14 protein-coding genes are annotated in these 17,916 nt (G+C 71.4%); 10 read left to right on the forward strand and 4 right to left on the reverse strand.

What is annotated here, in order from left to right:
- The first annotated feature begins 151 nt into the window (after positions 1–151).
- On the forward strand, positions 152–3,427 hold the full coding sequence (locus tag IE246_RS05975; RefSeq protein ID WP_189988023.1) for an error-prone DNA polymerase: 3,276 nt from the start codon (positions 152–154) through the stop codon (positions 3,425–3,427).
- Positions 3,428–3,488: 61 nt separating this feature from the next.
- Here IE246_RS05975 and IE246_RS05980 read toward each other — a convergent pair whose 3' ends face one another.
- Both IE246_RS05980 and IE246_RS05985 read right to left on the reverse strand, forming a co-directional pair.
- Complete coding sequence (locus IE246_RS05980; RefSeq protein ID WP_189988024.1) at positions 3,489–5,177, reverse strand: methyl-accepting chemotaxis protein; 1,689 nt, start codon at positions 5,175–5,177, stop codon at positions 3,489–3,491.
- A gap of 76 nt (positions 5,178–5,253) precedes the next feature.
- Positions 5,254–5,709, reverse strand: a complete 456-nt coding sequence (locus tag IE246_RS05985; RefSeq protein ID WP_189988025.1) for a cache domain-containing protein — start codon at positions 5,707–5,709, stop codon at positions 5,254–5,256.
- 312 nt (positions 5,710–6,021) lie between these two features.
- Between IE246_RS05985 and IE246_RS05990 the strand changes: the two genes are divergently transcribed.
- From IE246_RS05990 to IE246_RS06030, 9 genes are all read left to right on the forward strand, one after another.
- Positions 6,022–7,818 carry a sensor histidine kinase gene (locus tag IE246_RS05990; RefSeq protein ID WP_189988026.1) on the forward strand — a complete coding sequence of 599 codons (1,797 nt, stop codon included), beginning with the start codon at positions 6,022–6,024 and terminating at the stop codon, positions 7,816–7,818.
- A complete protein-coding gene (locus IE246_RS05995) occupies positions 7,815–9,143 on the forward strand; it encodes a sigma-54-dependent transcriptional regulator (RefSeq protein ID WP_189988027.1) in 1,329 nt (442 codons plus the stop codon). Before IE246_RS05990 ends, IE246_RS05995 begins: the two co-directional genes overlap by 4 nt.
- A 201-nt stretch (positions 9,144–9,344) precedes the next feature.
- Complete coding sequence (locus IE246_RS06000) at positions 9,345–10,301, forward strand: TAXI family TRAP transporter solute-binding subunit (RefSeq protein WP_229836469.1); 957 nt, start codon at positions 9,345–9,347, stop codon at positions 10,299–10,301.
- Positions 10,302–10,383: 82 nt separating this feature from the next.
- Complete coding sequence (locus IE246_RS06005; RefSeq protein ID WP_189988028.1) at positions 10,384–12,492, forward strand: TRAP transporter permease; 2,109 nt, start codon at positions 10,384–10,386, stop codon at positions 12,490–12,492.
- Positions 12,493–12,574: 82 nt separating this feature from the next.
- Positions 12,575–13,288 (forward strand): polyamine aminopropyltransferase, encoded by a 714-nt coding sequence (locus tag IE246_RS06010; protein ID WP_189988029.1) that lies wholly within the window; start codon positions 12,575–12,577, stop codon positions 13,286–13,288.
- A gap of 238 nt (positions 13,289–13,526) precedes the next feature.
- Positions 13,527–14,129, forward strand: coding sequence for a class I SAM-dependent methyltransferase (locus IE246_RS06015; RefSeq protein WP_229836472.1), 603 nt, complete (start codon positions 13,527–13,529; stop codon positions 14,127–14,129).
- Between the two features lie 94 nt (positions 14,130–14,223).
- The gene (locus IE246_RS06020; RefSeq protein ID WP_189988031.1) at positions 14,224–15,327 is read left to right on the forward strand and encodes an isocitrate/isopropylmalate dehydrogenase family protein; all 1,104 of its coding nucleotides are present in this window, start codon (positions 14,224–14,226) and stop codon (positions 15,325–15,327) included.
- The gene (locus tag IE246_RS06025; protein ID WP_189988032.1) at positions 15,324–16,376 is read left to right on the forward strand and encodes a Gfo/Idh/MocA family protein; all 1,053 of its coding nucleotides are present in this window, start codon (positions 15,324–15,326) and stop codon (positions 16,374–16,376) included. The genes IE246_RS06020 and IE246_RS06025 overlap by 4 nt, the downstream gene beginning before the upstream one ends.
- Positions 16,373–17,044: a GntR family transcriptional regulator gene (locus IE246_RS06030; RefSeq protein WP_189988033.1), complete on the forward strand. Its 672-nt coding sequence runs from the start codon at positions 16,373–16,375 to the stop codon at positions 17,042–17,044. The genes IE246_RS06025 and IE246_RS06030 overlap by 4 nt, the downstream gene beginning before the upstream one ends.
- A gap of 126 nt (positions 17,045–17,170) precedes the next feature.
- Here the strand turns inward: IE246_RS06030 and IE246_RS06035 are convergent, their stop codons facing one another.
- Both IE246_RS06035 and IE246_RS06040 read right to left on the reverse strand, forming a co-directional pair.
- Positions 17,171–17,524 carry an antibiotic biosynthesis monooxygenase family protein gene (locus IE246_RS06035; protein ID WP_189988034.1) on the reverse strand — a complete coding sequence of 118 codons (354 nt, stop codon included), beginning with the start codon at positions 17,522–17,524 and terminating at the stop codon, positions 17,171–17,173.
- 34 nt (positions 17,525–17,558) lie between these two features.
- Positions 17,559–17,873 (reverse strand): NIPSNAP family protein, encoded by a 315-nt coding sequence (locus IE246_RS06040; protein WP_189988035.1) that lies wholly within the window; start codon positions 17,871–17,873, stop codon positions 17,559–17,561.
- Positions 17,874–17,916 lie beyond the last annotated feature (43 nt).

The raw sequence follows: 17,916 nt of genomic DNA on the forward strand, positions 1-17,916 counted from the left end.
CCTCCGGCGGTCCGCTTCGGAATGACGGAGAGAGAGAACGCACCTTCCGCCTTCCTTTCGTCATTCCGGACGGCCGCGCTACAGCGCGGGCGATCCGGAACCTACCGGCCGCTCCGTCGCGCCGACCCGATCGCCTATCCCGGAGCCCGCGATGACCGGCTTCGCGGAACTGGCCGTGGCCAGCAACTTCAGCTTCCTGCGCGGCGCCTCGCACCCGTGGGAGCTGGTGGCGAGCGCCGCCGCCCTCGGCCTCGACGCCGTCGGCATCGCCGACCGCAACACGCTGGCCGGCGCGGTGCGCGCCCATGTCGCCGCCAGGGAGCACGGCATCCGGCTGGTGGTCGGGGCCCGGCTGGTGCTGGAGGACGGCTTCGAGACGCTGTGCCTGCCGACCGACCGCGCCGCCTACGGTCGGCTCGCCCGGCTGCTCACCCGCGGCAGCCGGCGGGCGCCGAAGGGCCGGTGCCGGCTGACCCTCGACGACGTCCGGGACTTCGGCGAGGGCCAGGTGTTCGTCGTGCTGCCGCCCTACGGCCGGGTCGAGGCCGTCGCCCCCGGCCTCGCCCGGCTGGCCGGCGACTTTCCCGGTTCGACGTACCTGGCCGCCACCTTGCCGCGGCGCGGCGACGACCGCCGCCGGCTCGCCCGGCTGCGGGCGCTGGCCGCGGCGCACGGCACCCCGCTGGTCGCCACCTCGGACGTGCTGTACCACGCCCCGGCCCGCCGGCCGCTGCAGGACGTCCTGACCTGCATCCGCGAGCACTGCACCATCGACCAGGCCGGGTTCCGGCTCGAGGCCAACGCCGAGCGGCACCTGAAGCCGGCGGACGAGATGCGGCGGCTGTTCGCCGGCTGCCCGGAGGCCGTCGACCGCAGCCTGGAGATCGTGACGCGCTGCCGGTTCTCGCTCGACGAGCTGGCCTACGAGTACCCGGACGAGCCGGCCGGCGAGAGCGCCTCGCCGCAGGCCGAGCTGGAGCGCCTGACCTGGCAGGGGGCGGCCGAGCGGCTCCCGGCCATGACCGACGCGCTGCGTGCCACCATCCGGCGCGAGCTGGCGCTGATCGCTGCCAAGAACTACGCGCCGTACTTCCTCACCGTGTACGACATCGTGCGGTTCGCCCGCTCGCTCGATCCGCCGATCCTGTGCCAGGGCCGCGGCTCGGCCGCCAACTCGGCGGTCTGCTTCTGCCTCGGCATCACCGCGGTCAACCCGACCGAAGTCGACCTGCTGTTCGAGCGCTTCATCTCCGAGGACCGCGACGAGCCGCCGGACATCGACGTCGACTTCGAGCACGAGCGCCGCGAGGAGGTGATCCAGTACATCTACGCCAAGTACGGCCGGCACCGGGCCGGGCTGGCGGCCACCGTGATCAGCTACCGCACGCGCAGCGCGATCCGCGAGGTCGGCAAGGCCATGGGCCTGTCGCCGGACGTGGTCGGCGCGCTCGCCGGCACGGTCTGGGGCTGGTCGTCCGACGGCCTCGGCGAGAAGCAGGTCGCCGACGCCGGGCTCGACCCGGCCGACCCGCGGCTGGCCCAGGCCCTGCGGCTGGCGCGCGAGCTGATGGGCTTCCCGCGCCACCTGTCGCAGCACGTCGGCGGCTTCGTGATCACCCGCGGCCCGCTGGAGGAGCTGGTGCCGATCGCCAACGCCGCCATGCCGGACCGCACCTTCGTGGAATGGGACAAGGACGACCTGGACGCCCTCGGCATCCTGAAGATCGACGTGCTGGCGCTCGGCATGCTGACCTGTCTGCGCAAGGGCTTCGACCTGCTGCGCGACCGCTACGGTCGCGACCTCGGCCTGGCCCGGGTGCCGCGCGAGGACCCGCGGGTCTACGCGATGATCCAGAAGGCCGACACCGTCGGGGTGTTCCAGATCGAGAGCCGGGCGCAGATGTCGATGCTGCCGCGGCTGCGGCCGGCCAGCTTCTACGACCTGGTGATCGAGATCGCGATCGTCCGCCCGGGGCCGATCCAGGGCGACATGGTGCACCCCTACCTGCGCCGCCGGCAGGGGCTGGAGCCGGTACAGGAGCTGTCGCCGGCGCTGGACGCGGTGCTGCGCAAGACCCTCGGCGTGCCGCTGTTCCAGGAGCAGGCCATGAAGATCGCCATCGTCGGCGCCGGCTTCGCCCCGTCCGAGGCCGACCGGCTGCGCCGGGCGATGGCGACGTTCCGGCGCAACGGCGACATCGGCAGCTTCCGCGACCGGTTCGTCGCCGGCATGGCGCGCAACGGCTACCCGCGCGACTTCGCCGAGGCCTGCTTCCGGCAGATCGAGGGGTTCAGCGACTACGGCTTCCCGGAGAGCCACTCCGCCAGCTTCGCGCTGCTGGCCTATGCCTCGTCCTGGATGAAGTGCCACTATCCGGACGTCTTCACCTGCGCGATCCTGAACGCCCAGCCGATGGGCTTCTATTCCGCCTCGACCCTGGTCCGCGACTTCCGCGAGCATGGCGGCGAGGTCCGGCCGGTCGACGTCAACCACAGCCGCTGGGACCACACCCTGGAGCCGACCGGGCACCGTGGTGCCGCCACCGCCGAGGGCGGCGGCCGGTTCGCGCTGCGCCTCGGCCTGCGCCAGGTCGACGGGCTCGGCGAGACGGCCGGAAGGCGGCTGGAGGCGGTGCGCGGGGCCGGCTTCGACAGCGTGCGCGACGTGTATTTCCGAACCGGCCTGCCGCTGCGCGCCCTGACCCGGCTGGCCGACGCCGACGCGTTCCGGTCGCTCGGGCTCGACCGCCGGGCCGCCCTGTGGGCGGTGCGCGGCCTCGGCGGCCCGGTCGACGGATCCGGCAGCGGGCGCGGCGCGGTCGAGGACCTGCCGCTGTTCGCCTCGCCCGGCGACGGACCGGTTGCGGTGTTCCAGGACGAGGCCGAGGTGGCGCTGCCGGCGATGCCGCTCGGCGAACACGTGGTGGAGGACTACCGGGCGCTGAGCCTGTCGCTGAAGGCGCATCCGGTCGCGTTCCTGCGGCCCCGCCTGACGGCCCGCCGGGTGGTGCCGGCCGCCGCCCTGCCGGAGCGCCCGGCCGCCCGGCCGGTGCGGGTCGCCGGGCTGGTGCTGGTGCGGCAGCGCCCGGCGACCGCCAGCGGGGTGATCTTCATGACCCTGGAGGACGAGACCGGCATCGCCAACGTCATCGTCTGGCCCAAGGTGTTCGAGGCGTGGCGCCGGACCGTGCTGGCCGGCCGGCTGGTGGTCGCCGAGGGCATGCTGCAGAAGGAGCAGGAGGTGATCCACGTTGTGGTCCGGCGGTTCGAGGACCTCAGCGTCGAACTGTTCGACGTCCTCGCCGAGCCGGACCCGGCGGCCCCACCCCGCCCGGCCTCGTCCCGCCCGCCGGTGCGCCCCGACGGCAACCCGCGCAAGCATCCGCGGGACGTGCGGGTGCTGCCGAAGGGCCGGAACTTCCAATGAAAAGGGGGAGGCCGAAGCCTCCCCCGATCCCGATCCTTGGTCGTGGTCCCGATCCCGGGCGTCAGGCCGCCTTGACGTCGGACAGGAAACCGTCGACCAGCTGCTTCAGGGTGCCGGTGTTGTCCGACAGCTTGCCGGCCGCCGCCGCCACCTCGTTCGAGGCGGAACCGGTGCTGCCGGCGGCCCGGGTCATCTCCTCGATGCCGCCGGTCACCTCCTCGGTGCCCTGCGCCGCCTGATGGGCGCTGCGCCCGATCTCCTGGGTCGCCGAGTTCTGCTGCTCGACCGCCGAGGCGATCGAGGCGGAGACCTCGGTCATCTCCTGGATCAGGCCGACGATCGCCTCGATGGCCTGCACCGTGGTGCCGGTCTGGCTCTGCACCGCCTGGATCTGGGCGGCGATCTCCTCGGTCGCCTTGGCGGTCTGGGTCGCCAGGCTCTTCACCTCGGAGGCGACCACCGCGAAGCCCTTGCCGGCATCGCCGGCCCGGGCCGCCTCGATGGTGGCGTTCAGGGCCAGCAGGTTGGTCTGCTCGGCGATCGCCGAGATCAGGTTGACCACCTCGCCGATCCGCTCGGCCTGGTCGGCCAGCTCGCGGACCTGCTGCCGGCTGCCCTCGGCGGCGTCGGAGGCGCTCTGCGCCATGCCCGACTGCCGCTGCACCTGCTGGCTGATCTCGCTGATCGAATGGCCCAGCTCCTCGGCCGCCGACGCGACGGTCTGCACGTTGCCGGACATCTGCTTGGCGGTCGCGGCCATCGACGTGGCCTGGGAGTTGGTCGCCCCGGCGGCGTCGGTCAGGGTGGCGGACGTGTGGTTCATGTCGGTGGCCGCGGTCGACAGGACGTCGAGCAGGCTGCGCACCTTGGCGTCGAAGCCGGCGGTCAGGCGCTCGAGCCGCTCGGCGCGGGCGGTCCGCTCCTTCTGCTCCTCCGCCGCCTGCCGGCTCAGCTCGACGTTGCGGATCATGTTGTCCTTGAAGACCTGGACGGTCCGCGCCATCTGGCCGATCTCGTCGCCGCGGTCGCTCCCGGGGATCTCCTCCGAGGTGTCGCCGTCGGCCAGCCGGTTCATCGACGCGGTCAGGGCGATGGTCGGCCGGGAGATCGCCCGCCCCATCAGCACGGCGGCCAGCAGCGACAGCACGACCGCGACGGCGGCGCTCGACACTACGGCGATCAGGGTGGTCGAGAGCGAGCCCTTGACCTCATCGTTGATCATGGCATCCGCCTGGACGACCCGCTTCAGCAGCGCCTGGCCTCCCTCGGCCACCGCCGCCTGCTTGACCTGGGTGTCGTTGAGGAACATCAGCGCCAGGAAGATGTCCATCTGGATGCCGTCCAGGGTCTGCTCGGCCGCCGCCCGGTAGGCCCGGAAGTCGGTGTCCAGCTTGGCGAACCCTTCCTGCTCGATGCCGGCCGGGTTCATGGCCCACTGGTCGAACACGACCTGCACGGCGTCGAGCGACTTGCGGGCGGTCTCGATCGACTGGGCGATCAGCTTGTCCTCGACCTGACCCTGCTTCCAGCTGATCGCCCGCAGGGTCTCGAGGTGGGCCGACGACAGCTCGAGCATGGTGCTCTGCAGATCGGACCGCAGGGCGGAGACCTGGGCCTGGACCTGCGACTTCTCGGTGACCTCGAGATAGGCGCCGACGAAGACGCCCGCGATCACGAAGATCATCACCGCGGCCAGGACGGGAGAGACCAGTGACTTGACCTGAATGGAGATGTTGCTGATGGACTTCACGGCGTCCCCCACAAATCGACAGAACCTGAAGGCGAAGAAGGGCGAGCCGGGGCCCGCCCTTTCTCTGGATCGTCAGTTACTTCACGTAGGCGCCGACGCCGACGACGACGTCAGCCACACGGACCACGTAGGAGCGCTTGGGCTCGATGGCCTTGGTGGTCGGGTTCTGCCAGGAGTAGTCGACCCAGCCGCTGTCCTTGATCGCCATCATCTCCTGGACGAACAGCTTGCCGGTCGGGTCGCGCAGTTCCTTCAGGTTCTTGCCGACGAGGTTGGCGTTCGCACCGTGCGCCACCGTGGCGCCGGCATCGTCGATCACGAAGACGTACAGGTCGCGGTCCTTGAACTGCGCGTCGCCGTTGAACGCCGGGAGCGCCTTGTCCTTGCCTTCGGCCTTCAGGTAGGCAGCAGCCTTCTCGGCCATCGCCTTGGCTTCGTCGACGGAGGCGCGCTCGGCAGCGCCAGCCGGCGACACCGCCAGAAACACGGCGACCATGGCAGCGGCGAGACCGCGGAAAACATTGGTGAGCATCGTTGACGTCCCATCTACGGTTGCGGGCATTTCCTGTCCGGTCACCAGGCCGATTTCTTCGTCGCCCCGGCACAACGACCGACGTGAAGGCCATTAAGGCCGCCATCACTTAAGAATTCGTTGATATATCCAGCTTGATTCCCGGAGGTTGAACGGTAAGTATTTAGTTTTTTACAGAAATTGATATGTTAATCACTTTTATTGGTTTTGAGTTTTACTATTTACCACAACCTATTCGGGCGCCCCGCCCACCCCACCGCGGCCCAATCGATTCCTCGCCGCCTGCGGGCGAATTGCTCTATGAGTCCGGGCATGATCGGACGTCGCGGCATTGCAGGAATGGTGGCGGTCGCGCTCGGCGTGGCGGCCCTGTCGGCGGCGGTCTGGAACCTGACCGCCGAAGCCGGGCGGGCGCGCCTGTCGCGCGACCTCGCCGACAAGCTGACCGTTACCGGACGGGCCGTGCTCAGCGAGGTCGAGCGCTTCCGCTACCTGCCGGGCGTGCTGGCCCTGGACCCGCGGGTGGCCGGCCTGATCGAACACCCGGGCCGGTCCGGAACGATCGATGTCGCCAACCGATACCTGACCCGGCTCCGCGACCATGCCGGCGCCGACGAGATCTACATCCTGGCCGCCGACGGCACCACGCTGGCCGCCAGCAACTGGGCGGAGGAAACCAGCTTCGTCGGCCGCAACTACCGGTTCCGGGCCTACTTCAAGGATGCCCTGACCCTCGGCGAGGGCCGCTTCTACGCGGTCGGCGTGACGACCGGAAAGCCCGGCTACTTCCTGGCCTCCAGGATCCCGACGGCCTCCGGTATCCAGGGAGTCGCGGTGGTGAAGGTCGACATGGCGCCGCTCGAACTCGCCTGGTCGCGGGCCGGCGAGCGGACCGGCGTCGCCGATCTGGCGGGGGTGATCTTCCTGACCGGACACCTGCCCTGGAAGTACCGCGTGCTCGACCCGCTGTCCGACGCGGCCTCGAAGGCGATCGTCGAGGCCCGGCAGTACGAGGGAGTCAGGCTCGTCGTCTCGCCACCGCTGACCGCCGGCACGCCCTACGCCGACCAGGCCGAGACCCTGTCGGACGGCGGCGAGGCGTTCCTGCTGCGGCGCCGGCGGATCTCGCCCGATGGCTGGCAGCTGTTCGCCACCGTGTCGCTGACCCCGGTGCTGAACCAGGCCCGTCTGGCGGCCCTGATGACCGCGTTCGGAACCCTGCTGGTCGCCGCGGTCGTCCTGTACCTGCGGCAGCGCCGGCAGATCGTCCGCATGACCCTCGACGCCCATGCCGCCCTCGAGCGCCGGGTCGCCGAGCGCACCCGCGAACTCGCCCATGAGGTCGAGGAGCGCAAGCGCGCCGAGGCCGACCTTCGGGCCGCCCAGGAAGAGCTCATCCAGGCCGCCAAGCTGGCAGCGCTCGGCCGAATGTCGACCGCGATCGTGCACGAGGTCAGCCAGCCGCTGGCGGCGATGGAGACGACGCTGGCCTCCACCGCGGTGCTGGCCGAGCGTGGCAGCCCCGACGACGTCAAGCGCACCGTCGGCGCGGCCCGGGACCTGGTTCGGCGCATGCAGCGCACGGTCCGCCACCTGAAGAGCTTCGCGCGCCGCGACCGCGGCGGCCGGCAGCCGGTCGATCCGGCGCAGGTCGTCGAGGCCGCGGTCGAGCTGGCGTCGCACCGGGCCCGCGACCAGGGCCTGGCGATCACGGTCGAGGCGCCGGCCGGGCTTCCCCGGGTGTTCGGCCACGCGGTCCGGCTCGAGCAGGTGGTCGTGAACCTGCTGGTCAACGCGCTCGACGCGGTCCGCAACGCCGCCGCGCCGGCGGTCCGGGTCATCCTGTCCGCCGGCGACGGCGCCGTGACGATCGCCGTGCACGACACCGGCCCCGGCATCGACGAGGCGGTCCGCGACCGCATCACCGAGCCGTTCTTCACCACCAAGGAGACCGGCGAGGGCCTGGGGCTCGGCCTGGCGATCTCGCGGGCGATCGTCGAGGAACTGGGCGGCAGCCTGTCCTTCGCCGGGGCTCCCGGCGAGGGCAGCGTGTTCACCGTGCGCCTGCCGGCGGCCGCCGAGCAGACTCCGTCGGAGGCCGCGGAATGACGGCGCGCGGCACGGTGCTGCTGGTCGACGACGAGGCGGCGGTCCGCAGCTCGGCCGCGGAGTGGCTGACGCTGTCGGGCTTCGCCGTCGCGACCGCCGAGGGCGCGGACGCCGCCGAGCATGAGCTCCGCGGCCGGTCGTTCGACGTCGTCGTCACCGACCTGCGGATGCCCGGGCGGGACGGCATGGCGGTGCTCGACGCGATCGCCCGGGTCGACCCCGACCTGCCGGTCGTGCTGCTCACCGGGCACGGCGACGTGGCGGCGGCCGTCGAGGCGATGCGGCGCGGCGCCCACGACTTCCTGGAGAAGCCGTACGACGCCGACCACCTGGTCGCGGTGCTCGACCGGGCGGTGTCGCAGCGCCGGCTGGCCCTCGAGCTGGTCCGGCTGCGCGCCGCCGCCGGGGCCAGGCGGTCGGTCGAGGACCGGCTGGTCGGCAGTTCGCCGGGCATCGTCGAGCTTCGCGAGCGGGTGCTGCAGCTCGCCGGCATCGACGTCGACGTCCTGGTCCTCGGCGAGACCGGTACCGGCAAGGAGATCGTCGCACGCGCACTGCACGACCTCGGACCGCGCGCGGCCGGCAGGTTCGTCGCGATCAACTGCGCAGCGGTCCCGGAATCGGTGTTCGAGAGCGAGATCTTCGGCCACGCCCGCGGGGCGTTCACCGGCGCGTCGGCCGACCGGGTCGGCAAGCTCGCTTTCGCCCATGGCGGGACGGTGTTCCTGGACGAGATCGAATCCATGCCCCTCGGCCTGCAGGCCAAGGTCTTGCGGGCCATCCAGGAGCGCGTCGTCGAGCCGCTCGGCGGCAACCGTCAGGTCCCGATCGACGTCCGGTTCGTCGCCGCCTCGAAGGTCGATCTGGCGGCGGAGAGCGCCGCCGGGAGATTCCGGGCCGACCTCTACTACCGCCTCGCCACCGTCGAGCTGACGATCCCGCCGCTGCGCGAGCGGCGCGAGGACATCGCGCTGCTGTATCGCGCCTTCCTGGCCGACGCCGAACGCCGGTTCGGCATCGCCGCGCGCCCTCCGGGCGCCGCCGAGCTCGCCGAACTGGCGGCCCGTCCCTGGCCCGGGAACGTCCGCGAACTGAAGGCGCGGGCCGAGCGCGCGGCCTTGTCGCTGGACCGGCCGGCGCCGGCGACCGCCGGAGGCCCCGGCGGAACGCTCCCGGAGGAGGTCGCGCGCTTCGAGGCGTCGCGCATCCGCGATGCGCTGGACGCCGCCGGCTGGTCCACGGCCGACGCCGCGGAGCGGCTGGGCGTGCCGCGCCGGACGCTGAACGAGAAGATCGCCCGCTACGGGCTCAAGCGCGGCGGCTGACCCCGGCGGACATCCGCCCGAGCGCCCCCGGGTCCGGGCGGATTTCCGCCCGAACCGCGTCGCGACTGCGACACGAGCACGCCCCAACCCCTTGATTTGCCGACAACCATGACTGCCCGCAGCACTGGCAGGGTGCTTGCTCTCCGGTGGCGTCGGCGGCGGAAGACCCGCCGCTCGAACGCGAACCTCGGGAGGATCCGAATGACGTTTCGCATGAAAGGCGCGTTGCTCGCCTGCGCCATCGCCGTCGGCATGGGCGCCGGCGCCACGGCCGCCAAGGCCGACCAGTTCATCAACATCCTGACCGGCGGCACCGCCGGCGTGTACTACCCGCTCGGCGTCGCGCTGGCGAAGATCTACGGCGACAAGATCGACGGTGCCCGCACCCAGGTGCAGTCGACCAAGGGCTCGGTCGAGAACCTGAACCTGCTGCAGGCCGGCAAGGGCGAGTTCGCCCTGACCCTCGGCGACTCCCTGAAGCTCGCCTGGGCCGGCGACGCCGATGCCGGCTTCAAGAAGCCGCTCGACAAGATCCGCGGCATCGCCGCCGTCTACCCGAACTACATCCAGATCGTCGCGTCCAAGGAGTCGGGCATCACCACGCTGGCCGACCTGAAGGGCAAGAGCCTGTCGGTCGGCGCGCCGAAGTCCGGCACCGAGCTGAACAGCCGGGCGATCCTGGCGGCCGCCGGCATGAGCTACAGTGACCTCGGCAAGACCGAGTACCTGCCGTTCGCCGAGTCGGTCGAGCTGATCAAGAACCGCCAGCTCGACGCCACCCTGCAGTCGGCCGGCCTCGGGGTCGCCTCGATCCGCGACCTCGCCTCGTCGATCCCGGTCCAGGTCGTGGCCGTGCCCGCCGACATGGTCGCCAAGCTCGGCGCGCCCTACATCGGCGCCACCATCCCGGCGAACACCTACCACGGCCAGACCGCGGACGTCGCCACCGTGGCGGTCGTGAACTTCGCGGTCACCCATGTCGACGTGCCGGAAGAGACCGTCTACCAGATGACCAAGCAGATGTTCGAGAACCTGCCGGACATGGTCGCGGCCCACAAGGCGGCCGCCGCGATCAAGCTCGAGAACGCCCTGAACGGCATGCCGGTGCCGCTGCATCCGGGTGCCGAGCGCTACTACAGGGAAAAAGGCCTGATGTAAGGCCATCCGCCGCGCCACCCGCCGGCTTCGGCGGGTGGCGACGGCCGACAACAAGCCAACAAAACTGGGGGGATACCGGGCGATGAGCGAAACCGCCAACCGCCACGTTGCGCCGCAGGCCGAGGCCGCGGGCGGCCACCACGACGTCCTGGCGGCCGGCTTCCCGGCGACCGTCGAGGGCCGCCTGCTGTTCTGGATCGCGTTCGCCTTCTCGGCGTTCCAGATCGCGACGGCCGCACACCTGCTGGACCTGCCGAGCCAGGTGACGCGGGCCATCCACGTCGGCTTCCTGGTCGCCCTGACCTTTCCGCTGGTCGCCCTCGGCCGCCGCTACGCGACCGCCCCGCGGGTCGCCGCCTGGGCGCTCGGCATCGCCGGCTTCGCGGTCGCGCTGTATCAGTGGGTGGAGTACACGCCGCTGCTGCTGCGCGCCGGCGACCCGCTGCCGCTCGACATCGGCTTCGGCATCCTGGCGCTGGCGACCGTGTTCCTGGCGGCCTACGCGATCATGGGGCCGGCCCTGCCGATCATCTCCGGTGCCTTCCTGCTGTACTGCCTGCTCGGCCAGTACCTGCCGTCGCCGCTGAACCACCGCGGCTACGACATCGCCCAGGTGATCGACCACATGGCGTTCGGCACCGAGGGCATCTACGGCATCCCGGTCTTCGTATCCTCGACCTACATCTTCCTGTTCATCCTGTTCGGCGCCTTCCTGGAGAAGGCCGGGATGATCGGGCTGTTCACCGACGTGGCGATGGGGCTGGTCGGCCACGCCCGCGGCGGCGGCGCCAAGGTCGCGGTGGTGTCGTCCGGCCTGATGGGCACCATCTCGGGTTCCGGCGTCGCCAACGTGGTGGCGACCGGCCAGTTCACCATCCCGCTGATGAAAAGATTCGGCTACCGGCCGGCATTCGCCGGCGGGGTCGAGGCGACCGCCTCGATGGGCGGCCAGATCATGCCGCCGGTGATGGGCGCGGTCGCCTTCATCATGGCCGAGACCCTGGACGTCCCGTACTACGAGGTCGTGAAGGCCGCGATCATCCCCGCGGTGCTGTACTTCGCCAGCGCCTTCTGGGTGGTGCATCTGGAGGCCGGCAAGCACCGGCTCCTGGGCTTGCCGAAGGAAGAGCTGCCGTCGGTGACCGCGGCGATCCGCAAGAACTGGTACCTGCTGCTGCCGCTCGCGGCCCTGGTCTATCTTCTGTTCTCCGGCTACACGCCGCTGTTCGCGGGCACCGTCGGCCTGGCGCTGACCGTGCTGCTGATCCTCGGCGGCTCGGTGGCACTCGGGCTGCGTTCGAACGCCCTGCGCTCGGTGTTCTGGGTCTGCCTGGGCCTGGTGGCCGCCGCCTTCCTGGAATGGGGCATCGAGGTGATCGCGGCGGCCGTCGCCGTGCTGATCGCCGCGAACCTGCTCTCGCGCGGCGGCCGCGCCACCCTGGCCCTGTGCCGCGACAGCCTGGCCGAAGGGGCGAAGACGGCGCTCCCGGTCGGCGTCGCCTGCACGATCGTCGGCATCATCATCGGCACCATGACCCTGACCGGCGCCGCCAACACCTTCGGCCAGTTCATCGTATCGGTCGGCGACCAGAGCCTGTTCCTGTCGCTGCTGCTCACCATGCTGACCTGCCTGGTGCTCGGCATGGGGATCCCGACCATCCCGAACTACATCATCACCTCGTCGATCGCCGGGCCGGCGCTGCTGAAGCTCGGCGTGCCGCTGATGGTCAGCCACATGTTCGTGTTCTATTTCGGGATCCTGGCCGACCTGACGCCACCGGTGGCACTGGCCTGCTTCGCGGCGGCGCCGATCGCCCGGGCCAGCGGCCTGAAGATCTCGTTCGAGGCGATCAAGGTGGCGACCGCCGGGTTCGTGATCCCGTTCATGGCGGTCTACACCCCGGCGCTGATGCTGCAGGACGGCGGTCCACTGTCGGAGGCGCTCGGCTATCCGGTCGCGGTCGCGTACATCGTCTTCAAGACGACCCTGGCGATCGGCCTGTGGGGCGCCGCGGTGATCGGCTTCCTGCGCACCCGCATGACGGCCTGGGAGCGGGTCCTGGCGACCCTCGCGGCCTTCATGCTGGTCGCCGCCTTCCCGATCACCGACGAGATCGGTTTCGCGCTCGCCGCCCTGTCGATCGCCGGGCATCTGTGGCGCAGCCGGCGGCCGGCGGCGGTCGGGGCATAGTCGCCGGCCCCGGCCGGCGGGTGGGTCCGCCGGCCGACCCGTGCTACAAGCCGAGCGGTCCACTGCGGAGAGGATCGCCGGCTTGAGCCTGTACTTCGAAGAACTCGACTACCGGGCGACGCCGATCGGCGAGCTGAGCCTGCGCCGCCGCCGCGAGCTGTCGCTCGGGGTCGAGGTCTACGAGATCAAGCTCGGCGACGAGTTCCTGATGTCCAGCCTGTTCACCGCCTCGGAGATCGAGCTGGCGAGGCTCGGCCTTGCGGCGGCGGGGACCGGCGGCCTCGACGTCGTGGTCGGCGGGCTGGGGCTCGGCTACACCGCCCGGGCCGTGCTGCAGGACGACGCGGTGGCGTCGCTGATCGTGGTCGATGCCCTCGACGCCGTGATCGAGTGGCACGAATCCGGGCTGCTGCCGCTGGGACCGGAGCTTACCGGCGACCCGCGCTGCCGGTTCGTGCACGGCGACTTCTTCGCGCTGTCGGCCGGCACAGCCGGCTTCGACCCGGCCCAGCCGGAACGCCGCTTCGACGCCATCCTGGTTGATATCGACCATTCCCCGGACGCCCTGCTGGCACCCGGCAGCGAAGGCTTCTACCAGCCTGACGGACTGCGCCGCCTGGCGTCGCACCTGCGCCCCGGCGGCGTGTTCGGCCTGTGGTCGAACGAGCCGCCGGACGACGCGTTCACCGCCCGGCTGGGCACGGTGTTCGCCGAGGCCAGTGCCGAGCCCGTGGTGTTCCACAACCCTCTGCAGGACCGGTCGGTCACCCAGACCGTCTACCTGGGCCGGACCTGACCGCCAACAACGGGCCGCCGGCCGGTGCCGCGTATGGGTACCGGACGTCGTTCCGTGCCGCGTCGACCGTCATCCGCCGGGCCTCGAGTGCCGGAGGTGTCGGCGCGTGCGCCGGCACCGCCCGGTGTGCGATGCTGCAGGGAGCATGAGCCGAGTCCCGGAAACGCCATCGGAGCATACCGGCGGGAACGCCCCGGCGGCATGCCCCGTCTGTCGCCGGGCCGGGCCACGTCCCTTCGTGCAGGTCGGCGCCCTCGCCTACTGGCGGTGCGAGGACTGCGAGGCCAGGTTCCTCGACCCGGCACGGTACCCGTCCGCCGCCGTCGAGCGGGCCCACTACCTGACCCACCGCAACGACCCGGACGATCCCGGCTATCGCGGCTTCCTGGCGAAGCTGGCGACCCCGCTGCTCGCGCGCCTGCCGCAAGGTGCGACCGGCCTCGACTACGGTTGCGGGCCGGGGCCGGCGCTCGCCGCCATGCTCCGCGAGGCAGGCCACGCGGTCGCGCTGTACGACCCGTTCTTCCGGCCCGATCCGGCGGCCCTGGAGCGGACCTACGACTTCGTCACCTGCACCGAGGTCGCCGAGCACTTCCACCGGCCGGCCGACGAGTTCGACCGCCTGGAGCGGCTGCTGCGGCCGGGCGGCTGGCTGGCGGTGATGACCAGCTTCCAGACCGACGACGCCCGGTTCGCCGGATGGCACTACCGGCGCGACCCGACCCACGTGGTGTTCTACCGCGCGGAAACCTTCCGAACGATCGCCGCCCGGCACGGCTGGGACTGCGAGATCCCGGCGAAGGACGTTGCCCTGATGCGCAAGCCGGACAATAACGCATGATTTAATGTATGCATTGATTCGAACACAGAGTCCCGATATGACCGGATGACGGCAGCGGGACCGGCCCGCCGCCCGACAACCGGCGGAGGTCGCCATGCCCAGAACGTTCACCATCGCCGTCTTCGAGGGCGACGGCATCGGCCCCGAGATCATGGCGCCGACCGTCGCCCTGGTGCGCGACGTCGCCCGCCGGGCCGGCAGTTTCTCGCTCGAGTTCCAGCCCGTCCCGGCCGGCGCCGGTCACTACCGCGAAACCGGCGAGTCGCTGCCCGCCGCCTCGCTCGACACGGCGCGCGCCGCCGACGCCATCCTGCTGTCGGCCATGGGCCTGCCCGAGGTCCGCTATCCCGACGGCACCGAGATCTCGCCGCAGATCGAGCTGCGCATGAAGCTCGGGCTGTTCGCCGGTGTGCGGCCGGTGTTCGTGCAGCCCGGCCAGGACGTGCCGCTGAAATCGCCGCGGGTCACCGACATCGACTTCGTGATCGTGCGCGAGTCCACCGAGGGGCTGTTCGCCTCGCACGGCAAGGGCACGGTCGACGGCGACCGCGAGGCCCGCGAGACCCTGGTGATCACCCGCGCGACCTCCGAGAAGCTGTTCGACTTCGCGTTCCGCCTGGCCCGGCGCCGCAAGGCGGCCGGCCGCGGCAAGGGGCTGGTGCACTGCGTCGACAAGGCCAACGTGTTCCAGGCCTTCGCGTTCTTCCGCAAGGTGTTCCGCGAGCGCGCCGCCGGCTTCCCCGATATCCGGGCCGAGGCCGCCTATGTCGACGCCGTGGCGCTGTCGATGGTCCGCAACCCGTGGGACCTGGACGTGCTGGTGACCGAGAACATGTTCGGTGACATCCTGTCCGATCTCGGCGCCGGGCTGATGGGCAGCCTCGGGCTGGCGCCGTCGGCCGACATCGGGGAACGCCATGCCGTCTTCCAGCCCTGCCACGGCAGCGCGCCGGACATCGCCGGGCGCGGTGTCGCCAACCCGATGGCGATGATCCTGTCGGCCGCCATGATGCTCGACTGGCTCGGCCACGAGCGCGGCAACGGCGAGATGGTGGCGCTCGGCGAGGCGCTGCGGCGGGCGGTGTCCGACGTGCTCGCGGACGGCCGGGTGCTGACCGCCGACCTCGGCGGAACGGCGGGCACCGACGCGGTCGCCGCGGCGGTCGGCGCCGCGCTGCGGGCTCCGGTGTCCGCATGACCCCGCCGCTCAAGGTCGTCACCGTCGGCGCCGGCTACTTCGCCGGGTTCCACGTCGACGGCTGGCTGCGCAACCCGGACGTGGCGTTCGCCGGGCTCGCCGACCTGGACACCGGCAAGGCCGCGCGCCTGCTGGCCGAGAAGGCCGCCCCCGGCCACCCGGCACGGATCGAGGCCGATGCCGCCGCCCTGTTCGACTCGCTCCGGCCCGACATCATCGACATCGCCGCCCCGCCACCGGCCCATCTGGGGTTGATCCGGCAGGCCCTGGACACGAACGCACGGGCGATCGTCTGCCAGAAGCCGTTCTGCGGCTCGCTGGCCGAGGCGCAGAAGGCGGTCCGGCTGATCCGGGACAGCGGCAAGCTTGTGGTGGTCCACGAGAACTTCCGGTTCCAGCCCTGGTACCGGGCGATCCGCGACGAGATCGCCGCCGGCCGGGTCGGCGAGCTGTACCAGATCGGCTTCCGCATGCGCCCGGGCGACGGCCAGGGCCGGGATGCCTACCTGTCGCGCCAGCCCTACTTCCAGAAGATGCCGCGGTTCCTGATCCACGAGACCGCGGTGCACTGGATCGACACCTTCCGGTTCCTGATGGGCGAGCCGGATGCGGTGTTCGCCGACCTGCGCCGCCTGAACCCGGCGATCGCCGGCGAGGACGCCGGGCTGCTGCTGTTCCGCTATGCCGACGGCCGGCGCGCGGTACTCGACGGCAACCGGCTGGTCGACCACGCCGCCGCCAACACCCGCTTCACCATGGGCGAGTGCCTGGTCGAGGGCTCGGCCGGGGTCATGGCGCTGGACGGCGACGGCACACTGACGTTCCGTCCCCGCGGCGGCCACGATTGGCAGCGGATCGGCGGCGGCTACCCGACCACCGGCTTCGGCGGCGACTCGGTCTACGCCCTGCAGAAGCATGTCGGCGACCATCTGCTGCGCGGGACCCCGATCGAGAACGACGCCGAAGCGTACCTTCGGAACCTGGAGATCGAGGAGGCGCTCTACGACTCCGCCGCCGCCGGCCGGGTCGTCGAGGTCGCGTCGCGATGACCAGGGCCCGGCCCCCGTCCCAGACCCGGCGGGCGACCGCGCTGCTGCGCGAGATGATCGTGACCAACCGGCTGCCGCCGGGCTCCAATCACCTGGAGACCGAACTCGCGGAACTGCTCGGGATGTCCCGCACCCCGGTGCGCGAGGCGGCGATCGCCCTGGAGGCGCAGGGGCTGGTCGAGGTCCGGCCCCGTCACGGCATCCGCGTCCTGCCGGTCTCGGCGGCCGACATGGAGGAGATCTACTCGGTCCTGACCGAACTGGAGTCGCTGGCGGCGAGCAACCTGGCCCGGTCGCGTCCGCCGGCCGAAGCGCTGACGGAACTCACCGGCCTGGTCGACGAGATGGACGCCGCGCTCGACGCCGGCGACCGGCCGCGCTGGGCGGCGGCCGACGACGCCTTCCACGGGACCCTGGTGCGGCTGGCCGGCAATCGCCGGCTGGAGGCGATCGTGGAGACCATGTCCGACCAGGTGCGCCGGGCGCGGCTGGTGACCCTGTTCCTGCGGCCGGAGCCGCGCGGCTCCAACGCCGACCACCGCCGGCTGATCGAGGCGATCGCGGCCGGCGACGCCGACGCCGCCCGGGCGATCCACCGCGCCCACCGGATCGCAGCCAAGGACACCATGATCCGGCTGCTGGCGACCCACGGCTTCGCGGCGGTGTGAGGCATGGGTCCCGGCTCTCCGCGGCTGCGCCGCTGCGGCCGGGATGAGGGATCAGTTCCCACGATTCCTCGTTCCGGACCGGCACGCCGCAAGCGGGTCGGATCCGGGACCTATCGGCATCCCTGTTCAGACGCCGCCATGCGCCGTCCGGCTGTCGGCCGGAGCCTGCTCGCGGTTGTCGTCCATCCCGTAGTCGCGGACCACAGAGGCGATCCGCAGCCGGTAGCCGGCGAACACCCCGCCGCGACCGGCCGCCTGGGCGGCGCGGTGCCGCTCGCGATTGCGCCACTCGGCGATCGCCGCCTCGTCGCGCCAGAACGACAGCGACAGCATCTTGCCGGGCTCGGTCAGGCTCTGGAACCGCTCGACGGAGATGAAGCCGTCGATGGTCAGCAGCTCCTCGCGAAGGTCGGCGGCAAATGCCAGGTACTCGTCGCGGCGGCCGTCCGCCGGGGTGACCTCGAAGATGACGGCGAGCATCGGTGGTTCCTCCCTGGTTGTCGCTGGTCCGCGGTCAGGCTGCCGGCTCGACCTTGCGCAGGAAAGTGCGTTCCTCGGCAAGGATGAACTGCTCGCGCTCGGCGGTCTCGAAGTTGCCGCTTCCGGCCGGGTCGCTCCGCAGCCGGGCCCGGTATGCCTCGTAGGACGCCAGGCTGTCGAACGAGATCAGGCCGTAGGCGACGTCGTTGGTGCCCTCGTGCGGCATCCAGTAGCCGACCAGCTCGCCGCCGCAGGCCGGGATGATGGTCAGCCAGTTGCGGGCGTATTCCTCGAAGGCGGCGCGCTTGAACGGATCGATCCGGTAACGGATGAAGACGGTGACGGTCATGGCGGGGTCCTCGTGCCGGGGTGTCGTCGGCCCCGAGGATGTC

Origin of the sequence: Thalassobaculum fulvum, assembly GCF_014652915.1 — a bacterium.
In the GTDB taxonomy this organism is placed as follows: Bacteria; Pseudomonadota; Alphaproteobacteria; order Thalassobaculales; family Thalassobaculaceae; genus Thalassobaculum_A; species Thalassobaculum_A fulvum.

Coding starts and splice junctions, on each gene's coding strand:
- IE246_RS05975 (WP_189988023.1), top strand. CDS start 152: ATGACCGGCTTCGCGGAACTGGCCGTGGCCAGCAACTTCAGCTTCCTG.
- IE246_RS05985 (WP_189988025.1), bottom strand. CDS start 5,709: ATGCTCACCAATGTTTTCCGCGGTCTCGCCGCTGCCATGGTCGCCGTG.
- IE246_RS05990 (WP_189988026.1), top strand. CDS start 6,022: ATGATCGGACGTCGCGGCATTGCAGGAATGGTGGCGGTCGCGCTCGGC.
- IE246_RS05995 (WP_189988027.1), top strand. CDS start 7,815: ATGACGGCGCGCGGCACGGTGCTGCTGGTCGACGACGAGGCGGCGGTC.
- IE246_RS06000 (WP_229836469.1), top strand. CDS start 9,345: ATGACGTTTCGCATGAAAGGCGCGTTGCTCGCCTGCGCCATCGCCGTC.
- IE246_RS06005 (WP_189988028.1), top strand. CDS start 10,384: ATGAGCGAAACCGCCAACCGCCACGTTGCGCCGCAGGCCGAGGCCGCG.
- IE246_RS06020 (WP_189988031.1), top strand. CDS start 14,224: ATGCCCAGAACGTTCACCATCGCCGTCTTCGAGGGCGACGGCATCGGC.
- IE246_RS06025 (WP_189988032.1), top strand. CDS start 15,324: ATGACCCCGCCGCTCAAGGTCGTCACCGTCGGCGCCGGCTACTTCGCC.
- IE246_RS06030 (WP_189988033.1), top strand. CDS start 16,373: ATGACCAGGGCCCGGCCCCCGTCCCAGACCCGGCGGGCGACCGCGCTG.
- IE246_RS06035 (WP_189988034.1), bottom strand. CDS start 17,524: ATGCTCGCCGTCATCTTCGAGGTCACCCCGGCGGACGGCCGCCGCGAC.
- IE246_RS06040 (WP_189988035.1), bottom strand. CDS start 17,873: ATGACCGTCACCGTCTTCATCCGTTACCGGATCGATCCGTTCAAGCGC.